Origin of the sequence: Paraburkholderia sp. OAS925 (assembly GCF_040543975.1) — a bacterium.
GTDB classification, from domain to species: domain Bacteria; phylum Pseudomonadota; class Gammaproteobacteria; order Burkholderiales; family Burkholderiaceae; genus Paraburkholderia; species Paraburkholderia graminis.
On the sequence record NZ_JBEUNO010000002.1, the window covers coordinates 2,133,874 to 2,154,506 of the forward strand.

A 20,633-nucleotide genomic window follows, 5' to 3' on the forward strand; every position below is an offset into this window, starting at 1 on the left:
CAACTCATCCAGTGCCCTGGTCGCCCTCAGATGGATCGCACGAAGGCCGCGGATACACCCTGCTGGAACTCCGAAGAGAGGTTGCGCGAGCGTGCGATTTCCCTGGTGAGCTGCATGACCGTGCGGCAAGCCAGCGTCAGTTCGCCATGGGGCGACATAGCTAGCGCGATAAAGCGCGGCACGGCCGGCTCAACCACCATCGACGCCTGCAGCCGGCATTCCTTTTGCAGATTGGCGATGGCGTAAGGTCCGAGCAACGCGTAGATGCCGCCATCGGCCACCATGTGTCCCTGCAGGCTCAAAGAGTCGGCTTCTGCCGCGAAGTTAAGAAACACCCGGCGTTCACCAGCAAGTTGCTCGAGCCGGTCGCGCCAGCTATTGGGGCGGCAGAAAAACACCAGAGGAATCCCGTCGAGCCTGGAAAACTCGACCGTGGAGTCTTTGGTCAACGGATCGCCTTCCGCGCCGACCAGGTAGGTCGCCGCCTCAACGAGATACTCGTCACCGTTTCTCGGCGTCGGGCTGTTTCGAAAAAGGATGGCGAGATCGACACTGCCTTGTTCCAGCCAGGTTTCCAGCAACGCACCTTGACCTTCGCGCACCTGTAATTGCACTAGCGGATAACGCTCTCGAAGGCGATGGTAAAGCGTGCTGACAAGGGGATGAGCGGTGGACGGCAAGATCCCGAGTCTCACCACGCCGATTGGCTCTCCCGCCGTACTGCGGATGTCGCTGGACAACTGTTCCGTACTGGCAAGCCACGTCCTCACGCGCGGGGCAATACGCGCGCCCAGCTCGGTCAATACCACGCCTCGCCCGGTGCGCTGAAACAAACGGCCGCCGCAGTACTGCTCGAGCTCGACAATCTGGCGGCTGATGTGCGGCTGACTGGTCCCGTACGCCACGGCAACCTTGCTTAGGCTCCCCAGTTCTGCCGCGTCGATAAATAGCTTCCAGGCCGCGTAGTCCACCGCTCAGGCTCCCAACCGGATATGTCAAATCAGTATAGCTGAAATGTGTCGCCCGGCAGTTCTCGCATGAGTCGGCCATCCCTACACTGCAACGCATGCACCGTTGTTCGAGCTTGATGCGACACGAGCAGCGGGCTCTCCTCTACGAAAGAGGAGCGGAAAAGCTCACATTTGGAGACGTCATGAAAGCGATCGATCTGCGCGGTTTGGTCCCGGCACCCGTTACCCCCTTCACCCGCGATGGAGCGGTGGACCACGCAGCAATTCAACGGCTGGGCGCCTGGCTTGGCAGCATCGAAGGCGTAAAAGGTTTGACGGTTCTCGGTCACGCAGGCGAAGGCACGTTCCTCACGCAGAAAGAACAGGCCGAGGTTATCCGGAGCTTCGTGAAATCCGTTGACGGCAAGATCCCGGTCATCGCCGGCATCACGCTGGAAGGCACCGAAGTGGCCGTCGAAGAGGCGAAGCGCGCGGTCGAGGCGGGCGCGTCGGCCGGTCTCGTGTATCCGTCGCACGGCTGGCTGCGCTTCGGTTACCAGAAGGGCGCACCGCAAGACCGCTACCGCGCCATCCACGAAGGCAGCGGCCTGCCGCTCATCCTGTTCCAGTACCCGGACGCCACCAAGGCGACCTACAACCTCGAGACGCAGTTGGAGATCGCCGCGCAACCTGGCGTCTTTGCGATGAAAAACGGCGTGCGCAATATGCGTCGCTGGGACGTTGAAATTCCGATCATCCGTCGCGAGCGGCCGGAACTGCAAATCCTGACCTGCCACGACGAGTATCTGCTCCACACGATGTTTGACGTCGACGGTGCGCTCGTCGGCTACGGCAGCCTGGCCCCCGAGCCGCTCATCGAACTGATCAAGGCAGGCAAGGCGAAAGACTACAGGGCGGCTCGCGCGATCCATGATCGGCTGCTGCCCGTGACGCGCAATGTGTACCACCGTGGCTCGCATATGGAAGGCACCGTTGCACTCAAGCACGGCCTCGTGGCCCGCGGCATCCTCGAGCACGCCACGGTGCGCTCGCCGTTGCTGCCGCTCGCGGAAGGCGCGGACGTTGAGATCGCAGACGCGCTTCGGTCGGCGGGCCTCGTGGACTGACAGGAGGAAGCGGCGAACCAGCAGCCGTTATGACGATAGCGAAGCGCCTTCTTGCTTCGCTGTCAGCGTTGAGCAGTAACGGCGGCACGCGAAACCTCGTTTCGCGCGTCGCCCATAACAGGATCGGCAAACGACCGGAAAGCTCCGACGTCGCGACACGATAACGAAGAAACGCGAATCGGTGCTTCAAGACAAGAAGAAAATCGAGGGCCCATAAAATGCACCTTTCCAGGAGACAGCATGAACACCCCTTCGACCGCTTATAGCGACGCCGTTAGCCACACGCAGAGCGAAACGCGTCCCATGAGCGAGCAATTGCGTGCGGCGAATCTGCTGTTCCGCATCGAGAACGTGCCGTTCTGCAAGTGGCACACGAGGGCACGTATCGTCATGGGCAGCGCGACGCTCTTTGACGCATTCGACGCGCTTTCGCTTGCTTCGTGCTTCCCGTCCTGGTCGGTCTTTGGCATCTTTCTGCCAGCCAGATCGGTGTGCTGATCGCCGCCGGTTATCTCGGGCAAGTCGTAGGAGCGTTGGTTTTCGGTTGGCTTGCCGAACGTATTGGACGGGTGCCGAGCGCCACAGTAACGGTGGGTGTCATGTCGGTAATGAGCGTCGTGTGCGCCTTCACCGGCAGCCTTCATATGCTCTTTTTGATGCGCTTTCTGCAAGGTATCGGAGTGGGCGGAGAAGTGCCCGTGGCCGCAACGTACATTAACGAACTGTCCCAGGCGCATGGCCGAGGACGGTTCTTCATCCTTTACGAACTCATTTTTCCGTTGGGTCTCCTTGCGGCCGCGCAGCTCGGTGCGTTCATCGTCCCGCGCTTCGGCTGGGAGTACATGTTCCTGATCGGCGGAATTCCCGGCATCGTCGTAGCGATCCTGATTGCACGCCTTCCAGAATCGCCGCGCTGGCTCATTTCAAGGGGACGTTTCGATAAGGCTGAACGTATCATCGAGCGTCTGGAGGCCAGCACGAGAAAGCGCAACCTCGATACGCGGACGCAAAAGGCGGAGGTCGACGAGCGCGTGGTGGGTCTTTTGAACGGACTCGAGTCGAAGCAGAAGGGAACGTGGAAAGAACTCTTCTCGCCGTTCTACCGGGGACGCACTGTCGTCGTATGGTTGCTCTGGGCGAGTTCTTATTTCGTGGCGAACGGCATCAACAACTGGCTGCCGAGCCTCTACAGGACGGTCTACCATCTGCCGCTGCAAGAGTCGCTTCACATGGCGTCGATCTCGAATGTCCTGAGTACGTGCGGGGTGCTCGCGTGCGCGTTGCTGATCGATCGAGTGGGGCGCCGCCGCTGGGCAATGGCCTGCTTTGTCATCAGCGGAATTCTGCTCGCCGTTCTCGGCATTCATGGCGCTGGCAGCGCATGGTCGGTGATGTTGCTAGGATCGTCGGCCTACGCGGTGATGACAACTACAACGGTTCTTTTATACCTGTACACGCCTGAAATCTACCCGACCCGGATGCGCGCGATCGGCACGGGTCTCGCTACTTCCTGGCTGCGAGCAGCGTCTGCCGCTGCGCCAGCGATTGTCGGCGTCGTATTGACAGGGAAAGGCATCGCGGCGGTATTCATTATGTTTGCCGTGGTCAGTGCAGTGGGCTTCCTCGTCGCCGGCCGAATGGTGGAGACGACCAATCGCGCGCTCGAAGAGATTTCCCCGTAGTCAACTGCATTGCTGACGGCTCCTTCCTGAGATGACTCAAGGGAAGGAGCTTCCTCCCCGGTCACACCGTTAGCTTCAGCGACGCGCTTGCAACAAGCGCTACGGATTCATGGTGGTCCATCAGTAGTACTGAGAGGACGACCGTGGAAAAGGTCGCTCATAAAACAATGAATGGAGACAACCGAAATGAAAAAGGCACAACGGGTCATGGTCCGCCTTCAAGCGCGGAAAGTTGCCGGTACGCTTGGAGTGACGGCGATTTTCTGCTCCGGTCTGGCATTCACTCCTGTCGACGCACGGGCAGATAGCGGCTCACAGGTCCAGCTTTACGGGATCGTGGGGACCTACGTCGGAAGCGTCAAGCGTAGCGACACGCCGCAATCTACTGCGCTGATGGGAAGCGGCGGACTTACCACTTCGTTCTGGGGAATCAGCGGCAAGGAAGACCTTGGCGGCGGTGTCAGCGCCATCTTTGCCCTTGAGAGCTTTTTCCAACCGCAAAACGGCGCGCAGGGTCGCAGTGCGGCGGACCCGTTCTGGTCACGCAATGCGTATGTGGGCTTCAAGGGCGACTTCGGCCAGTTGACCTTCGGACGGCAAAGAAATCCGACGTATACCGCAGAATCCATGGTCAATCCGTTCGGATCGTCGACCGTCTTTTCTCCGCTGGTGCTGCAGACATTCGTGACCAACTATGGCGGCACGATCATCGGAGATACGGTGTGGAATAACACTGCCAAATACACGACGCCAAACTACAAGGGCTTCGGCGCGACCGTAATCTACGGTCTCGGTGGCGTCGCGGGTTCGCCTGGCATCGGTAATGTCGGTGTTCACCTGAATTATCAGGGACACGGCCTCACGGCAGTACTGTCCGGCCAACGCGTACGGTACACCGCGGCGGGGCCGGTGGGCGCGCAGTACGCCTATCTCGCGGGTGCAGCGTACGACTTCAAGGTCGTGACGCTGTTTGGGGCGTGGGCGATGACCAGCGACGTGAGTACACCTACTGGTAGCCACACGTACGAGGCCGGTTTGTCGATTCCCTTTTCACCTGCTGATTTCCTGCTTGCCGAGTGGGCACGCACGCAACGATCCGGGCGTACGGCTGCGACCAACAGCCTTCGCAACACGGCGTCTCTTGGTTACGACCACGTCCTGTCCAAACGGACGGACATCTACGCGATCTACTCTTACGACAAGCTGAGCGCGCACCCCACCGGCAATACTTTTGCGGTCGGCGTTCGTCATACCTTCTAACCTGACCTGGTCCGCATTACCTGCTTGGTTGGACCCAGCGCGCGCCATTCCTCCCGGTCCGATAGGGAACGCGCACTGCGGGGCAGAAACGACGAAGCCTGGAAGGTGTTTGTGGAGAAAGGCGCCCACTCATTCTTGAGACAGGCGCTGCGGCCGCTATCGAGCCAGGTAGAAATCCATGGGGATAAGTTCAACGGCCCATCCGCCTTCCTCGCCCAGAGTGGCGGCCGGGTGCATGGACGCGATGCGCAACGCCTCGTCAAGGCTATCCGCTTCGATGATAAACAGGCCGCCCACGACTTCCTTCGACTCGGTGTACGGTCCATCGGTCACTTGCGTTTTGCCACTGCGCGGGCGAAGTGTCCTCCAGCCGTCCAGATCGCCAAGCGACGCGGAAATCAGAACCTTGCCGGTAGCACGCATCTTCTCGTCCAACGCGGGGCATCGGCTCACCAGTTCCTTGACGTCGTCCGGTGGCATCGCGGCAAACCTTTCGGGGGTGAAGTAGGCCAATCCGAGGTATTTCATAGGAGGTCCTTTGAGTGGGTATGTACTGACGACGAAGCTGATGGTCGGGAACGATGCCGGCCGGCGCCACGCATCCGGTGCTGCGCTGGCAAGTCGAACATTGAACTTTGATCCGTGCCGCCAGCCGTCGGCGCCCTCCGGTGAGTCCCAAGGTGCGACCGATACCGCGACGCTGTTCAACGCGCTCATCGTTCGTCAACGGTGCATTCAGCGACGCTACCGCCTGATTTTCCAACCACCCCTTTGAGCGAGGCACGAACGGAGCCACGTATGGAAACGTTCGCGACGTCATCTTACGTAGGACAGGCCGAACACTCGGCACCAAAGGGGCGGAAGAATCGACCGTCAGGCGCTTTTCTTCGCAGCGGCCGGAAACGGCAAGCTGTGAAGCCGTTCGCCGGTGGCTGCAAAAATCGCATTCGCGACCGCGGGCCCGACTGGCGCGACACCCGGCTCGCCTACACCCGTGGGCGCCTCGCCCGAGGGCACGATATGCACTTCGACCTTGGGCATCTCGGCGATTCGCAGTACCTGGTAGCCGTCGAAGTTGTTCTGCTCGACCTTGCCGTCCTTCAGCGTGATCGCGCTGTGCAACACCGCGCCGAGACCGAAGCCGATCCCGCCTTCCATCTGTGCTGCGATGATGTCGGGATTGATGGGCGTACCGCAATCCACCGCGCAGACGACACGCTCTATCTTCACGTTACCGTCCTTGTCGACGGAGACTTCCGCAACCTGCGCGACGAACGTCTTGAACGCCTCGGCCACCGCGATGCCGCGTCCGCGGCCTTTCGGCAACGGTTTGGCCGGGTCCCAGCCCGCTTTTCGCGCGGCGAGTTCGAGCACGGCCCGCATGCGCGGTTCGTGCGCGAGCAGATCGCGGCGGAACACGAACGGGTCCTTGCCCGCTGCATGGGCGGCTTCGTCAATGAACGCCTCGACCGCGAATGCCGTGTGCGAGCTGCCGACCACCCGCCACCACAGCACCGGCACGCCGGTCTGCGTGGTCGTCAGTTCGACCGAGATGTTCGGAATCGCGTATGCCATGTTGGCGGCTCCCTCGACGGAGGTCGCGTCGATGCCGTTCTTGATCATGGCGCTCGCGAACGGCGTGCCGCCGAGGATCGACTGGCCGACGATCCTGTGCCGCCAGCCGACCAGCTTGCCGTCCGCGCTCAGGCCCGCGTCGAGCTTGTGGAAGTACATCGGCCGGTAGAAGCCGCCGTGGATGTCGTCCTCGCGGGTCCACTGCAGCTTGACGGGCGTGCCGTTCGCGCCCAGCGCCCTGGCGATCGACACGGCCTCGACGATATAGTCCGACCGCGCGTTCGCACGCCGCCCGAAGCTGCCGCCCGCATACAGCGTGTGAATCTTGACCTGCTCCGGAGCGAGCCCGGCCGTGCGCGCGGCATTGCCCTGGTCGACGGTCTGGAACTGGTCGCCGGCCCAGATCTCGCAGCTATCGGCGGTGAGCTTGACGACGGCGTCGAGCGGCTCCATCGGCGCGTGAGCAAGGTAGGGGAACGAGTAGGTGGCGGAGATCTTCTTCGCTGCGCCCGCGAGCGCCTGCGTCGCATCGCCGTCCTTGCGGGCGGATGCGCCGGGCTGTTCGGCGAGCTGCCGGTATTCGGCCATGATCGCGTCCGAGCTGCGCTTCTCGGCCTTCGAATCGTCCCATTCGATCTTTAGGGCGTCGCGGCCCTGCTTGGCCGCCCAGAAGCCCTTCGCGACCACCGCTACGCCGCCCGGCACCTGCACGACCGAAACCACGCCCGGCACGGCTTTCGCAGCCGACGCGTCGAACGATCTGACCGTCGCGCCGAAGAGAGGCGGACGCTGCAGCAACGCGACCAGCATGCCGGGAAACGTCACGTCGAGCGTGAACTGCGCGGTGCCGTCGGTTTTCGGAGGGACGTCGACGCGCGGCGCCTGGTGGCCGATCAAACGAAAATCCTTCGGTGATTTGAGCGCGACCTTGTCCGGCACCGGTAGCCGGGCCGCGGCCGACGCGAGCGAGCCGTACGTCGCGGTCCGGTTCGTGGCCGCGTGATGAACGCTGCCGTCGCGCGTCGTCAGCTCGGACGCGGGCGTCCGCCACTGCGCGGCGGCGGCGGAGACCAGCATCGCGCGCGCTTTCGCGCCGGCTTCGCGCAATTGCATCCACGAGTTGGCCATCGCCGAACTGCCGCCCGTGCCCTGCATGCCGAACGCGAGATTCGCGTAGCGCTTCGCGTCAGCGGGGGCGCTTTCGACGCGGACGTCCTGCCAGTTCGCATCCAGTTCCTCGGCGACGATCGTCGCGATGCCAGTGTACGCGCCCTGGCCCATCTCGACGTGCTTCGCGATGACGGTCACGCTGTTGTCCGGCGCGACGCGCAGGAAGGCGTTGGGTGCGAACGCCGCCTCGGGCGCCGTGGCGGCGAGCGCGCGGCGGCCCGTACCCGCCCATTCGAAGCCGATGGTGAGGCCGACTGCCGCGACTGCGCCGGCTGCTTTGAGGAAGGTCCGGCGCGACGGGCGCACGGCATCCGGGAGATCGAGATCGGTCGTCATGGTCAGGCCTTCAGGGTGGCGGCGGCTTCGTGAATGGCCGCGCGTATGCGGGCGTAGGTCGCGCAGCGGCACAGATTGCCGTTCATCGCGGCGTCGATGTCGGCGTCGGTGGGCGTGGTGTTGCGTTCGAGCAAGGCGGTCGCGGACATGATCTGACCAGACTGACAGTATCCGCACTGCGGCACCTGCAGCTTGACCCATGCCGCCTGGATCGCTTTCGCAGGCCGGCTTTCGATACCTTCGATAGTCGTGATGCGCTTACCCGCGACGGCGGCGAGCGGCAGCACGCACGAACGCGTGGCTTCGCCTTCCAGATGAACCGTGCAGGCGCCGCATTGCGCCATGCCGCAACCGAACTTCGTGCCGTGCAGGCCCGCGTTCTCGCGAATCGCCCAGAGAAGCGGGGTAGTGGGATCGGCATCGAGCGTAACGTTCTTGCCGTTCAGGACAAACGATGTGGACATGGAACCTCTCCGTGGGGAAGGCCCGAACTTGGCGCCGGGTGTACGCGGCAGTGTGACCGAGTGCGTGCCGTTGCGCTTACACAATCCTGCAAAATTATTGAACAATGCTGCAAATGGAGCAGCACAACCGTCGTTGCGCGGCAGCGCCTGGTTATGCTCGGTTCCGTCAACGGAGCTCAACGCGCATGAAACAGAATTCTTCCTGGCTGGATGCTTCGGCGTCGCGCGAAACGGCACGCCGCGAGCTTGCCGCGCTCGTCAGCCGCTTCGCGCCCGTGGACGGCGCGCATCAGACGGCGATTCCCTCGCTGGCGTTCTACCGGTACTCCACGCCCGTCGATCTCGGCTGCGGCGTGGCGAGTCCGGCGTTGGTATTCGCGGCGCAAGGCGCCAAGCGGGTCGTGGTCGGAGGGCAGGCTTACGACTACGATCATCTGCATTGCCTCGTGACGTCCGTCGATCTGCCGATGACGTCGCGGGTCACGCGAGCGTCGTCCGAGGCGCCGTACCTGTGCGTGAAGCTCGCACTCGATCCGCAGTGCATCGCCGAACTGGCGACGCAAGTGCGTCTGCCGGAACCGGGCGCCGCGTCGGCGGGCGAAGGCATCGCGGTCGGCTCGCTGTCGGCGCCGGTTTTCGATGCGGCGCTGCGGCTCGCGCGATTGCTCGATACTCCGAATGACATCCCGGTTCTCGCGCCGCTTATCGTGAAGGAGCTGCTCTATCGGCTGATGACAAGCGAGCAGGGCAAGCGGCTGCGGCATATCGCCGTCAACGGGAGTCCGACGAACCGGATCGCGCGGGCGATTGAGTGGATCCAGAATCACTACACCGAGGTTTTGCGGATGGAGATGCTCGCGCAGCACGTGAACATGAGCGTGTCGTCGCTCCATCACCACTTCAAGAACGTCACGACGCTGAGCCCGCTGCAATATCAGAAACAGTTGCGACTGCAAGAGGCCCGGAGAATGTTACTTGGGCAGAACGGCGATGTTGGGTCGGTGGCGATCAGGGTCGGGTATGACAGCCCTTCCCAATTCAGCCGCGAATATAGCCGGCTCTTTGGGGCGCCTCCACTTCGCGATGTGGCGCAGCTAAGGCGCCGGAACATGGTGGGGTTCGGAGAGTAGGCTGGCGACGGCTAAGTCCGTCCGTATTGGAAAAGCAGGCCGATCCAGACCGTCACGCATTCCCTTAAGCCCGCCCATCCTGATGCACGCGGGGCCCATATTTACGTGCCGTGTTCTGATTTTGGTCATCGCGCTTTTTTGCAATCGAGGTCAACGGTTATCTGATTCCGTCACGAGCCAAGCACTTCGATGCCTTCTACGACTCCTGCACCGACACAGATATGCTTGATCTCCGTGAAGTCCGCTAGCGCGTCGTAGCCGTGCAACCGGCCCAGTCCGCTCTGCCGATAGCCGCCTGTTTCGGCCTCTGCGAACAACCTGTTGTGGTCGTTGATCCAGACGGTCCCATCACGCAGCGCACGCGCAATCCGGAAAGCCCGAGCGGAGTCGTGGGTCCACACGCTCGCGGACAGGCCAAAAACGGTGTTGTTTGCCTTTTCAACGGCTTCCTTTTCGGTCTCAAAGGTCTCTAACGTGACGAACGGGCCAAAGATCTCGTCCTGGCAAAAGAAGGCGTGAGGTTCTCCGTGCTCGACCAGCGTCGGTGACAGAAAGGCGCCCGGTCCGCTCGAAGTCCCGCGCAAGAGCACGCGATCTGCAAGGTCACACGCTCGTTCAACCGTGGTCTGGACAGCGTCGCGGGACGCAACATCGATCAGCGCGCCAATGTCGGAAGCTGGATCGATCCCTGGGCCAACCTTGAGGCTTGCGAGTGCTTTGACGAGTTCGTCTCGCATTTGGTCCGCCTTTGACACATGCACGAGTATTCGCCGTGCAGCGGTGCATTGTTGTCCGGAGATGATGGTCGCGGCCCGGGCAAGACGAGGTGCAATGGCCTTAACGTCGCTGTCCTCGAAGACGAGACAACACGATTTGCCGCCTAGCTCAAGCGACAATCGCTTCATGCTGTCTGCAGCGGCGCGCATGATTCGCTTGCCGACTTCCGTCGAACCCGTAAAGCTGATCACATCGACATCGGCGGACTCGACCAGTCGCGCAGCGGCTTCTGCGCCGTTTTCGAGAAGCAGATTGACAGCACCGGCGGGAAGCGCCGGCTGGTCGAGACAACGGATCATTGCCGCGGTGATCAATGACGTCTGGGCAGCCGGCTTGACGATGGCCGTGCATCCGGCAGCGAGGGCGGGCGCAAGGGGCCGCACGAGCAGCACGGCGGGAGCGTTCCACGGCACGATGATCGCAGCAACGCCGGCGGCCTCGCGCAACATCGTCGAGATGGTGCCTGGCTCGGGCTCGATGACGTGACCGGCAATGTGGCGCGCGAGTCCCGCGTAGTAGCGCACTTCGGAAATTGCGGCGCGCATTTCTCCTCGCGCCTGCCCAATAGTCTTGCCGTTTTCACGCGTCAGCAATTCCGCTAGCGGTTCCACCGACAACTCGAGAGCTTGCGCCCAGCGAAGCAGAACATCCTGCCGTCGACGGGCATCCTGTGCCCACGTTGTGTGATCGAACGTATGGCGGGCAGCCGCGACGGCGGCGTCCGCGTCTTGCGTGTTCGAGCTGACGAACCGGCCGAGCGTCTCTCCGTTCGAAGGATCGGAGCTTGCGAGCACGGGCTTGCCGGCCCATTCGCCGGCGATCCAATTCATAGCGTCTCTTTCCATTTAACTATCCAGTGGGCGTGGTTGTTAAGAATCGACAGGGTCGGATGCGCCGGCCGATACCTTCCGTAGTTCGTCGGCAATGATCGCTGTTAGCGCTTCCGTAGCGGCACTTATCGGACGGCGAGGGTGACTGATTCGCACGATGTGCCGCACGATTCGCGGCGCAAGAATCGGATGCGCGCGCATGGTGCCGCGCTGCACCGAACGTTCGACCACGATGCGCGGAAGGATCGTGGCGAACCCCGTGTTTTCGACGAGCTTGACGATGGCGCTCAGAACATCGATCTCGAAACGGGGCGCCAGAAGCACGTCTGCGGATTGCGCGGCCGCGTCGAGCACGCCGCGCAAGCCGTGACGTTTTGTCGGCAACACAAGATCCAGTTCCTGCACTTGTGCGAGCTCAATGACGGGCGGCAATGTGGGTCCGCCATTCACGCCGGTTGCCAACACCATTTCTTCGTCCAGCAATGGCTCCGAGTCGAGAGATAAGCGGGCGCGTGGCCGGTTGATCAACGCGGCTTCAAGCTGTCCGCCTGTCACGAGATCGATAAAAGTCGCACTGTAGCCGTCGGCTACCGTTACTTCGACGTGCGGGTACTGCTCGTGAAAGCGCGAAAGCGCATCCGCAAGCACGCTCTCGCTGACAGACGCAATCAGTCCCAGGGAAACGTGTCCAGACACGACCTCATCGCGCTGCATCAGTTGTGTCTGCGCTTGCTTGAGATCGCGCATGATCGGCAAATAAAGGCGATACATCAAACGGCCGGCAGCAGTTGGAGTCATTCCATGTGCGCCGCGCTCGAACAAGGTCTGCTTCAACTCGTCTTCGAGCTTGGCGATCTGCATGCTCAAAGCCGGTTGAACTATGTTTAGCCGTTTGGCCGCACGAGTTACCGATCCGTCTTCGAAGAGAGCGATGAAGTACTGAATTTGTTTGAGATCCATTGGGCAGCGCTCGTCGTGATACCTGTTTCGCCAATCATATGCGCTGATACGCGATGAGTCGAGGTATCAACATGTTTGCCGGTGTGCTGCGATTCGTACCGTTGGCGTGTATCAAAAGCCCGGTCCGTCTTCCCTTTTTTACTTGGTATCAAAACGGGGACTGTCTTGCATCAGTATCCGTACGGACATCAGTACTTCTGATGCCTAGGTTCAAAAATTAATATTATCGCTTATACCGTGGCGTCGATATTCTGCTCTTCAATCTGCCGGTGTTAGCACCTCCGAGGCCGGCAGCAATGGAGAGAGACTCAAAATGAATTCACGCGAAAGCTCGCCGATGACGTCCCTGGGCGCCCCGGCGAACGACGTCGGGCCTGCGCGCACCTTGCGTCACTGGCTTGCACATCTGAGTCGGAGCGGCCGCGTCGCGGCGATCGACAAGCCCGTTGCGCTCGAGCACGAACTCGCCGCGATCGCCAAGTGCCTGGACGGCACGCAGGCGGCCTTCTTCACGCAGCCGGGCGGCCATGCGGTGCCCGTCGTCAGCGGTTTCATGTCGAAGCGTGCGTGGATTGCGGAAGCGATGGGCGTCGACGAATCCGCGTTGCTCGCGCGTTTCTCCGCTGCGGCCGCCGCGCCGCTCGAATCGAAAGTCGTCGGACGTGAAGAGGCGCCGTGTCAGCAAGTGGTGCATACGAGCGGCATCGATCTTCACGCGCTGCTGCCGATTCCCACGCACAGCGAGTACGACAACGGCCCCTACCTTACGGCGGGCCTCGTGATCGCGCGCAATCCGCGCACCGGCGTGCAGAACGTTTCGATCAACCGCATTCAGGTGCATGGCCAGAATCGCATGGCGATCCTGCTGCTGCCGCGGCATCTCTACGCATTTCATCGCGAGGCAGAAGCTGCAGGCGACGCGCTCGACGTAGCAATCGCGATCGGTGTCGATCCGCTCACGATGCTTGCGTCGCAAGCGATCACACCCATCGATCATGACGAGCTGGAAATTGCGGGCGCGCTGCATGGTGCGCCGCTGCCGGTCGCGCAATGTGTGACGAATGGTGTGCACGTGCCGGCGTTTGCGGAGATCGTCATCGAAGGGCGGATTCTGCCGAACGTCCGCGAGCCCGAGGGCCCGTTCGGCGAGTTCCCGAAGTACTACAGCGCGAGGGAAGCGCGCGAAGTCATCGAGGTGACCGCGGTGACGCATCGGCGTGATCCGATCTTTCATACGATCGTGCCTGCGGAAATGGAGCATCTGCTGCTGGGCGCGATTCCGCGCGAAGCAACGCTGCTCGCGCATCTGCAGCGCAGCCATCCGGCGGTGAAGGACGTTCATCTGTCTGTCGGCGGCGTGTGCCGCTATCACCTGTGGGTGCAGTTCGACAAGAAGCGCGAAGGCGAAGCGAAGAACGTCATTCTGTGCGCGTTCGGCGCGCATTACGACATCAAGCAGGTCGTCGTTGTCGATACCGATGTGAACGTGCACGATCCCGCCGAAATCGAATGGGCCATCGCGACGCGCTTCCAGGCCGACCGCGATCTCGTTGTGATCGAAGGCGCGCAGGGTTCGCCGCTCGATCCGTCGACGACCGTCGGCCAACCCGACGACGCACCGTCGCATCTGCAAGGCGTGAGCGCGAAGATGGGCCTCGATGCGACGCGCCCCGTCGTGTATCCCGCGCATGTGTTCACACGCGTGCGCATTCCGGGGCAAGACTCGGTGGATCTGCACACACTCGTCGCCGCTGACAACAGCGCGTTCGACGCCTACTTGTCGCGCGATCATGACTGAACGCAAGAAGCGCATCGTCGTCGGTATTTCGGGTGCGAGCGGCGCTGTGATCGGCGTGCGCCTGCTCGCCGCGTTGCGCCGCCTCGGCACGCACGAAACGCATCTGGTCGTGTCCGCATCCGGCGCGGTGACGGCGGCGCAGGAACTCGGCCTCGCGCGCGGCGACATCGACGCGCTCGCCGACGTCGTGCACAACGTACGCGACATTGGCGCCGCGGTCGCGAGCGGATCGTTTCTGACCGAAGGCATGGTGATCGTGCCGTGTTCGATGAAAACGCTTGCGAGCGTCGCGAACGGCTTCGCGGACAACCTGCTCACCCGCGCCGCCGATGTGATGCTCAAGGAGCGCCGCCGCCTCGTGCTGGTCGCGCGCGAAACGCCGCTCAATCTCGCGCATCTGCGCAACATGACGCTCGCCACGGAAATGGGCGCGATCGTGATGCCGCCGGTGCCCGCGTTCTATGCGCATCCGCAGACCATCGAGGACGTGGTCGATCACACGGTCGGGCGCATTCTCGATCTGTTCGGTATCGACCATGAGGAAATTGCGCGCCGCTGGAACGGTCTTGCCGACGAATTCGGCGGCCGCGCCGCGCGTGAGGAGTAACGTCATGAATCAGCGCGAAACCGCATTTGCCGACATAAACGCGCGTGTCGCCGACAACGGGACGCGCGACGCGAGCACACCGCGGCGTCACATCGGGCGCTCGATGCAGCGCCTCGAAGACCCTGCGATCCTGACAGGCCGCGGTCGCTATGGCGACGACATCGCTGTGAAGCCGGGCACGCTGCACGCCGCGATTCTGCGTTCGCCGCACGCGCACGCGGAGATCCTGTCGATCGATACGCAAGCCGCAGCCAAAGTCGCCGGCGTGCGCGCCGTGCTAACGCGCGACGATCTGCGTGCGTGGTCGCGTCCCTTCGTCGTCGGCGTGAAGTCGCCAATGGAGCAGTGGGCGCTCGCGATGGACCGCGTGCGCTATGTCGGCGAGCCGGTCGCGGTCGTGATGGCCGAATCGCGTGCGCTCGCTGAAGACGCGCTCGATCTCATCAAGGTCGACTATGCGATGCTCGATCCCGTGACGTCGATCGAACAGGCCGTGAGCAACGAAGGCCCCGCGCTGCACGAGCGCGTAGGCAGCAACGTCATCAGCGACCGGCACTTCCGCTACGGCGAGCCCGAAGCGGCCTTCGAACGCGCGCCGCATCGCGTGAAGCTGGTCGCGCATTATCCGCGCAATACCTGTGCGCCGATCGAGTGCGGCGTAGTCATCGCCGAGTACCTTTCCGGCGATGAAGGCTACGACGTCACGTCGAATTTCATGGGGCCGTTCTCGCTGCACGCCGTCATGGCGATGGCGTTGAACGTGCCCGCCAATCGTCTGCGCCATAAGGCACCGCGCGATTCCGGCGGCAGCTTCGGCGTGAAGCAGGCCGTGTTTCCGTACGTGGTGCTGATGTGCCTCGCGTCGCGCAAGGCGGGCGCGCCGGTGAAATGGGTCGAGGACCGGCTCGAGCATTTGAGCGCGGCCACATCGGCGACCGCGCGCCTCTCGACAATCGAAGCGGCGGTCGAAGCGGATGGCCGCATCGTCGCGCTGTCCTACGATCAACTGGAAGACGTCGGCGGCTACGTGCGCGCGCCCGAGCCCGCGACGTTTTACCGGATGCACGGCTGTCTGACGGGCGCGTACGCCATCCCGAATCTGCTCGTGCGCAATCGCGTCGTGTTGACCAACAAGACGCCGACCGGACTCGTGCGCGGCTTCGGCGGACCGCAGGTGTACTTCGCGCTGGAGCGGCTGATCCAGCGCATCGCCATCGAGTTGAAGCTCGATGTGCTCGACGTCTATCGCCGCAACTTCGTTCCCGCCGATGCCTTCCCCTATCGCGCGGCAGCGGGCGCGCTGCTCGATTCGGGCAACTATCAGGAAGCGCTGCGCCGTTCGATCGACGACGGTGGATACCACGAACTCGTCGCGCGCCGCGACGCCGCGCGACGCGCAGGGCGGTTCTATGGCATAGGCTTCGCGGCGATCGTGGAGCCGTCGGTCTCCAACATGGGCTATATCACGACTGTGATGCCCGCCGACGCGCGCAAAAAAGCCGGACCGAAGAACGGCGCGATCGCGAGCGCGACGGTCAGCGTCGATCTGCTCGGCGGCGTGGTGGTGACCATCGCGTCGACGCCCGCGGGGCAGGGCCACATGACGGTGTGCGCGCAAGTCGTGGCCGACGTGCTCGGGCTCGATCCGAAGGACATCGTCGTCAATGTCGAGTTCGATACGCACAAGGACGCCTGGTCCGTCGCGGCGGGCAATTATTCGAGCCGCTTCGCGGGCGCGGTGGCAGGCACCGTGCATCTCGCCGCGACGCGCGTGCGCGACAAACTCGCGCGCGTGCTCGCCAGGCAGTTCGACTGCGCGGCGAACGACGTGCGCTTCGAAGGCGGGCGCGTCTATCCGCGCGACGCCGCCGACCGCGCGTTGCCGTTCGCGCGCGCAGCGAGCAATGCGCCGCACTGGGCGCCCGCGCTCTTGCCCGAAGGCGAAGAGCCGGGCCTGCGCGAAACCGTGTTCTGGTCGCCGCCGCACATGGATGCGCCCGACGAACACGACCGCATCAATACATCGGCCGCGTATGGCTTCGCATTCGACATGTGCGGTGTCGAAGTGGATCGCACGACCGGACGCGTGCGCATCGACCGCTATGTGACCGTGCACGACGCCGGCACCATCCTGAACCCCGCACTCGCCGATGGCCAGATTCGCGGTGCGTTCGCGCAAGGCGTCGGCGCGGCGCTGATGGAAGAGTTCCGCTACGGCGCGGACGGCAGCTTCCAGTCGGGCACGCTCGCCGACTATCTGATGCCGACGACATGCGAAGTGCCCGATCCGCTCATCGTGCATCTGGAAACGCCTTCGCCTTTCACGCCGCTCGGCGCGAAGGGCCTCGGCGAAGGCAACAACATGAGCACGCCGCCGTGCATCGCGAATGCGGTGGCGGATGCGCTCGGTGTCGAAGACATTCGCTTGCCGCTCACGCCGCCCAAAGTGATGGCGATGATCGGCATCGACGATCCCGAACCGTCGCGGCCGGAATATCGCGAAGCGCCTGCCACGAAGCCCGCGACGCCGGGCGGCGGACGCGCGCTGACGGCGCAGGGCGCGGTCGATCTGCCCGCGACGCCCGAAGCCGTGTTCGCCGTGCTGCTCGATCCGAAGGCGCTGGCGAACGTCATTCCCGGCTGCCACGCGCTCGAAGAAACGGCGCCCAACCAGTATCGCGCGGACGTGACCGTCGGCGTCGGCATGATCAAGGCCCGTTTCGAAGCGCGTATCGGCTTGTCGGAGATCGATGCGCCGTGTCGCCTGCGTCTCGCGGGTGCGGGCATCTCGCCGCTCGGCAGCGCGCGCGGCAACGGTCTCGTCGAACTGACGCCGCACGGCAGCGGCACGCGGCTCACGTACGACTACGAAGCCCAGGTGTCGGGCAAGGTCGCCGCGGTCGGCGCGCGCATGCTCGAAGGCGCGGCGAAGGTCGTGCTGAAGCAGTTGTTCGAATCGCTCGGACGGCAGGCGGCGGGCGAGCCGGTAGGAGCGCATGGATCGTGGATCGCAAGACTCGTCGCCCGTTTCAGGAGACCCGCATGAAGCCCGCACCGTTCGATTACCTGCGCGCGATGACCGCGCAAGACGCGCTCGACGCGCTCGCGCAATACGGCGAAGACGCGCGCGTGCTGGCAGGCGGCCAGTCGCTGATGGCCGTGCTCAATATGCGGCTCGCACAGCCCAAGGTGCTCATCGACATTTCGCGTACTGCGGAGCTCGATGCCGTGCGCGTCGACACGCAAGCGGGGCATCTCGTCGTGAACGCCGCGGCGACGCAAGGCAGCGTCGAATGGCGCAGCACGCTCACCGACGAAGCGCCGCTGCTCGCGATGGCTTTCCCGCATATCTCGCACTTCCAGATTCGCAATCGCGGGACCGTGTGCGGTTCGATCGCGCATGCGGACCCGAGCGCGGAGTTGCCACTCGTGCTTTCCGCGCTTGGCGGCGACGTGATGCTCCGCTCGCGAAGAAAGCGCCGCACGCTCGCCGCGCAGGACTTCTTTCAGGGAATGCTGATGACCGCGCGCGAGCCGGATGAACTTGTTGAAGCGGTGCGCTTTCCGCTGCGCCGCCCGGGCGAGCGCTATGCATTCACGGAATTTTCCGCGCGGCACGGCGATTTCGCGATCGTCGCGTGTGCTGCGGTCGTCACCGACGAGTCGATCCGTATCGCAGTCGGCGGCGTCGCGGACCGGCCGGTCACTGAGCAATGGCCTCGTCTGCAGGGCGACGACCTGCGCGGTGCACTGAACGATTTGAGCTGGAAACTGAACGCGCAGGACGACGCGCACATCGGCGCGAAGTATCGCCGGAATCTGGTGCGGCAACTCGGATGGCGCGTGATCGAGGAGGCAAAGTGAGCAAGACGGACACCATCATGCGGCACGGCGAAGCGCAGCGGATCGCGCTGACGCTGAACGGCCGCGAACGAAGCGGCCATTGCGAGCCGCGCGAACTGCTGTCGGACTTCATTCGGCACGAACTCGGCGCGACGGGCACGCACGTCGGCTGCGAGCATGGCGTATGCGGCGCATGTACCGTGCAGGTCGATGGCGTCGCGGCGCGCTCGTGTCTGATGCTTGCCGTGCAGGCCGATGGCCGGCGTATCGATACCGTCGAGGGCCTCGCGCCCGATCAGACGCTTGGCGACCTTCAGCAGGCATTCCAGCGGCATCACGCGCTGCAATGCGGCTTCTGCACGGCGGGAATTTTGATGTCGTGCGCGGATTATCTGCGGCGCGTGCCCGATCCGTCCGAAGAGCAGGTGCGGCAGATGCTGTCGGGTCATATCTGCCGCTGTACGGGTTACACACCCATCGTGGCCGCGGTGCTCGACGTTGCGGCGCGCCGCCGGGCCGAGGCAGGCACGACGGAGGTCGAACATGCTTGATCTCGGACGCACGTTCCTGCAGAGCGTCGAGCGCAGCCCGCACGCGCTCGCGCTCGTCGATGGCGATGTGCAACTGACGTACGCGCAGTGGCATCGCATGATCCTGAGTGTCGCCGATGGCCTGCGCGAACTGGGCCTGCAACGCGGCGACCGGCTGCTCGTCGTGCTGCAAAACCGCTGGGAAATGGCGACGCTGCATTGGGCCGGACAGTTTGCAGGCATCGTCATCGTGCCGATCAACTGGCGCGCGAAGCCGGACGAACTGGACTACTGCGTGACCGACTCGGGAGCGAAGGCGATCGTCTACGAACCCGTCAGCGCCGCTACCGTCGCGCAGAGCGCCGCCGCACAAAAAGTGCCGCGTATCGGACTCGACGATGCTCCTGGCCGCACCGCCGCCTTCGATACGCTCATCGTCGAACGAACGCGCAGCGGCGCTGCGAGCGACACGACGCACGCCACCGCCGACGACATCTCGCTGATCCTCTACACATCGGGCACGACGGGCAAAGGGAAGGGCGTGCCGCGCCGGCATCGGCACGAACGCGCGGGCGCGCTCGCACACGTCGCGCAGAACCTGTACCGGCGCGGCGAACGCACGCTCGGCGTGATGCCGCTCTATCACACGATGGGCGTGCGCTCGCTGCTCGCGATGGCGCTCGTGGATGGCCTTTTCGTTTGCGTGCGGCGCTGGAACGCGAAGCTCGCGCTCGAATGCATCTCGAAGCACGCGCTCACCTGCCTCTATCTGGTCCCGACGCTTTATCACGATCTGCTTGCCGACAGCGCGTTCCCGAACACGGATACCTCGTCGGTCAGAAAGCTCGGCTTCGCCGGCGCACCGATGAACGACGGCCTGCTCAAGCGCCTCTCGGCCGGGTTCGAGCCGGAGCTGTTCGTCAACCACTATGGTTCGTCCGAGGTCTACACGTTCAGCATCGATCAGGATGCAACCAGGAAACCCGGCAGCGCGGGCCGCGCGGGCATCAATACGCGGCTGCGCGTGGTGAAGCTCGATGCTCTTTCGCCCGATGAGATCGCCGACACCGGCGAAGAAGGGCAGATCATCGTCGACCTGCTCGGCGACGAAGCTTTCGAAGGCTACTGGCATCGTCCGGACGCGGATGCGAAGAGCTTGCGCGACGGCTGGTACTTCACCGGAGACACAGGCTATCTCGACCGCGACGGCGATCTCTATGTGACGGGCCGCGTCGACGACATGATCATCAGCGGCGGAGAAAACATCTCGCCGGTGGATATCGAATCGGTGTTGTCGCTGCATCCCGCCGTCGACGAAGTCGCGGTCGCAGGCGTCAAGGACGAGCGCTGGGGTCAGCGCGTGGTTGCTTTCATCAAGCGCCGCGAGTACGTCGATTCGGAATCGCTCGATGCATGGTGCCGCCAGTCCGATCTCGTCAACTTCAAGCGTCCGCGCGATTACGTTTTCGTCGACGACATTCCGAAGTCGCCGGTCGGCAAGATTTTGCGCCGCAAGCTGCAAGCGGGCGAGTACACGACCGATTCGAATACGCAGGCCGCACGACCTGCAGAAACCACAATCACCAAGGAGTAA

General features: G+C 63.4%; 16 protein-coding genes and 1 pseudogene. 11 read left to right on the forward strand and 6 right to left on the reverse strand.

Annotation, left to right across the window (positions count from 1 at the left end; all coding sequences use genetic code 11):
* Positions 1-26: 26 nt before the first annotated feature.
* Positions 27-971: a LysR family transcriptional regulator gene (locus tag ABIE53_RS28375; RefSeq protein ID WP_192699058.1), complete on the reverse strand. Its 945-nt coding sequence runs from the start codon at positions 969-971 to the stop codon at positions 27-29.
* A gap of 182 nt (positions 972-1,153) precedes the next feature.
* Between ABIE53_RS28375 and ABIE53_RS28380 the strand changes: the two genes are divergently transcribed.
* From ABIE53_RS28380 to ABIE53_RS28390, 3 genes and pseudogenes are all read left to right on the forward strand, one after another.
* Positions 1,154-2,077 (forward strand): dihydrodipicolinate synthase family protein, encoded by a 924-nt coding sequence (locus ABIE53_RS28380; RefSeq protein ID WP_029965717.1) that lies wholly within the window; start codon positions 1,154-1,156, stop codon positions 2,075-2,077.
* A gap of 240 nt (positions 2,078-2,317) precedes the next feature.
* A pseudogene (locus ABIE53_RS28385) lies at positions 2,318-3,759 on the forward strand (MFS transporter).
* A gap of 186 nt (positions 3,760-3,945) precedes the next feature.
* Positions 3,946-5,019, forward strand: coding sequence for a porin (locus ABIE53_RS28390; protein ID WP_192699057.1), 1,074 nt, complete (start codon positions 3,946-3,948; stop codon positions 5,017-5,019).
* Positions 5,020-5,175: 156 nt separating this feature from the next.
* On the opposite strand, the gene ABIE53_RS28395 is transcribed toward ABIE53_RS28390, so the two are convergent.
* From ABIE53_RS28395 to ABIE53_RS28405, 3 genes are all read right to left on the reverse strand, one after another.
* Positions 5,176-5,547: a YciI family protein gene (locus tag ABIE53_RS28395; protein WP_029965714.1), complete on the reverse strand. Its 372-nt coding sequence runs from the start codon at positions 5,545-5,547 to the stop codon at positions 5,176-5,178.
* Positions 5,548-5,892: 345 nt separating this feature from the next.
* Positions 5,893-8,100: a xanthine dehydrogenase family protein molybdopterin-binding subunit gene (locus tag ABIE53_RS28400; protein WP_192699056.1), complete on the reverse strand. Its 2,208-nt coding sequence runs from the start codon at positions 8,098-8,100 to the stop codon at positions 5,893-5,895.
* A 2-nt stretch (positions 8,101-8,102) separates the two neighbouring features.
* On the reverse strand, positions 8,103-8,564 hold the full coding sequence (locus ABIE53_RS28405) for a (2Fe-2S)-binding protein (RefSeq protein WP_029965711.1): 462 nt from the start codon (positions 8,562-8,564) through the stop codon (positions 8,103-8,105).
* 185 nt (positions 8,565-8,749) lie between these two features.
* Between ABIE53_RS28405 and ABIE53_RS28410 the strand changes: the two genes are divergently transcribed.
* A complete protein-coding gene (locus tag ABIE53_RS28410; RefSeq protein ID WP_192699055.1) occupies positions 8,750-9,694 on the forward strand; it encodes an AraC family transcriptional regulator in 945 nt (314 codons plus the stop codon).
* 42 nt (positions 9,695-9,736) lie between these two features.
* Positions 9,737-9,859 (forward strand): hypothetical protein, encoded by a 123-nt coding sequence (locus tag ABIE53_RS28415; RefSeq protein ID WP_192699441.1) that lies wholly within the window; start codon positions 9,737-9,739, stop codon positions 9,857-9,859.
* Between the two features lie 5 nt (positions 9,860-9,864).
* Here ABIE53_RS28415 and ABIE53_RS28420 read toward each other — a convergent pair whose 3' ends face one another.
* On the reverse strand, positions 9,865-11,316 hold the full coding sequence (locus ABIE53_RS28420) for an aldehyde dehydrogenase family protein (RefSeq protein ID WP_192699054.1): 1,452 nt from the start codon (positions 11,314-11,316) through the stop codon (positions 9,865-9,867).
* A gap of 24 nt (positions 11,317-11,340) precedes the next feature.
* On the reverse strand, positions 11,341-12,261 hold the full coding sequence (locus ABIE53_RS28425; protein WP_006046919.1) for a LysR family transcriptional regulator: 921 nt from the start codon (positions 12,259-12,261) through the stop codon (positions 11,341-11,343).
* A 337-nt stretch (positions 12,262-12,598) separates the two neighbouring features.
* On the opposite strand from ABIE53_RS28425, the gene ABIE53_RS28430 reads away from it, so the two are divergent.
* From ABIE53_RS28430 to ABIE53_RS28455, 6 genes are read left to right on the forward strand one after another with little or no spacing between them, the layout of a single operon-like run.
* Positions 12,599-14,059 carry a UbiD family decarboxylase gene (locus tag ABIE53_RS28430; RefSeq protein ID WP_085962904.1) on the forward strand — a complete coding sequence of 487 codons (1,461 nt, stop codon included), beginning with the start codon at positions 12,599-12,601 and terminating at the stop codon, positions 14,057-14,059.
* Positions 14,052-14,666 carry a UbiX family flavin prenyltransferase gene (locus tag ABIE53_RS28435; RefSeq protein WP_192699053.1) on the forward strand — a complete coding sequence of 205 codons (615 nt, stop codon included), beginning with the start codon at positions 14,052-14,054 and terminating at the stop codon, positions 14,664-14,666. The genes ABIE53_RS28430 and ABIE53_RS28435 overlap by 8 nt, the downstream gene beginning before the upstream one ends.
* A 4-nt stretch (positions 14,667-14,670) precedes the next feature.
* Positions 14,671-17,712, forward strand: a complete 3,042-nt coding sequence (locus ABIE53_RS28440; protein WP_192699052.1) for a xanthine dehydrogenase family protein molybdopterin-binding subunit — start codon at positions 14,671-14,673, stop codon at positions 17,710-17,712.
* Positions 17,709-18,530 carry an FAD binding domain-containing protein gene (locus tag ABIE53_RS28445; protein WP_192699051.1) on the forward strand — a complete coding sequence of 274 codons (822 nt, stop codon included), beginning with the start codon at positions 17,709-17,711 and terminating at the stop codon, positions 18,528-18,530. The genes ABIE53_RS28440 and ABIE53_RS28445 overlap by 4 nt, the downstream gene beginning before the upstream one ends.
* Positions 18,527-19,060 carry a (2Fe-2S)-binding protein gene (locus ABIE53_RS28450; RefSeq protein WP_192699050.1) on the forward strand — a complete coding sequence of 178 codons (534 nt, stop codon included), beginning with the start codon at positions 18,527-18,529 and terminating at the stop codon, positions 19,058-19,060. The genes ABIE53_RS28445 and ABIE53_RS28450 overlap by 4 nt, the downstream gene beginning before the upstream one ends.
* Positions 19,053-20,633 (forward strand): AMP-binding protein, encoded by a 1,581-nt coding sequence (locus ABIE53_RS28455; protein ID WP_192699049.1) that lies wholly within the window; start codon positions 19,053-19,055, stop codon positions 20,631-20,633. The genes ABIE53_RS28450 and ABIE53_RS28455 overlap by 8 nt, the downstream gene beginning before the upstream one ends.

Excerpts from the sequence above, each read along its gene's own strand:
- ABIE53_RS28380 (WP_029965717.1), top strand. The coding sequence starts at position 1,154 with ATGAAAGCGATCGATCTGCGCGGTTTGGTCCCGGCACCCGTTACCCCC.
- ABIE53_RS28390 (WP_192699057.1), top strand. The coding sequence starts at position 3,946 with ATGAAAAAGGCACAACGGGTCATGGTCCGCCTTCAAGCGCGGAAAGTT.
- ABIE53_RS28395 (WP_029965714.1), bottom strand. The coding sequence starts at position 5,547 with ATGAAATACCTCGGATTGGCCTACTTCACCCCCGAAAGGTTTGCCGCG.
- ABIE53_RS28400 (WP_192699056.1), bottom strand. The coding sequence starts at position 8,100 with ATGACGACCGATCTCGATCTCCCGGATGCCGTGCGCCCGTCGCGCCGG.
- ABIE53_RS28405 (WP_029965711.1), bottom strand. The coding sequence starts at position 8,564 with ATGTCCACATCGTTTGTCCTGAACGGCAAGAACGTTACGCTCGATGCC.
- ABIE53_RS28410 (WP_192699055.1), top strand. The coding sequence starts at position 8,750 with ATGAAACAGAATTCTTCCTGGCTGGATGCTTCGGCGTCGCGCGAAACG.
- ABIE53_RS28420 (WP_192699054.1), bottom strand. The coding sequence starts at position 11,316 with ATGGAAAGAGACGCTATGAATTGGATCGCCGGCGAATGGGCCGGCAAG.
- ABIE53_RS28425 (WP_006046919.1), bottom strand. The coding sequence starts at position 12,261 with ATGGATCTCAAACAAATTCAGTACTTCATCGCTCTCTTCGAAGACGGA.
- ABIE53_RS28430 (WP_085962904.1), top strand. The coding sequence starts at position 12,599 with ATGACGTCCCTGGGCGCCCCGGCGAACGACGTCGGGCCTGCGCGCACC.
- ABIE53_RS28435 (WP_192699053.1), top strand. The coding sequence starts at position 14,052 with ATGACTGAACGCAAGAAGCGCATCGTCGTCGGTATTTCGGGTGCGAGC.
- ABIE53_RS28440 (WP_192699052.1), top strand. The coding sequence starts at position 14,671 with ATGAATCAGCGCGAAACCGCATTTGCCGACATAAACGCGCGTGTCGCC.
- ABIE53_RS28445 (WP_192699051.1), top strand. The coding sequence starts at position 17,709 with ATGAAGCCCGCACCGTTCGATTACCTGCGCGCGATGACCGCGCAAGAC.
- ABIE53_RS28455 (WP_192699049.1), top strand. The coding sequence starts at position 19,053 with ATGCTTGATCTCGGACGCACGTTCCTGCAGAGCGTCGAGCGCAGCCCG.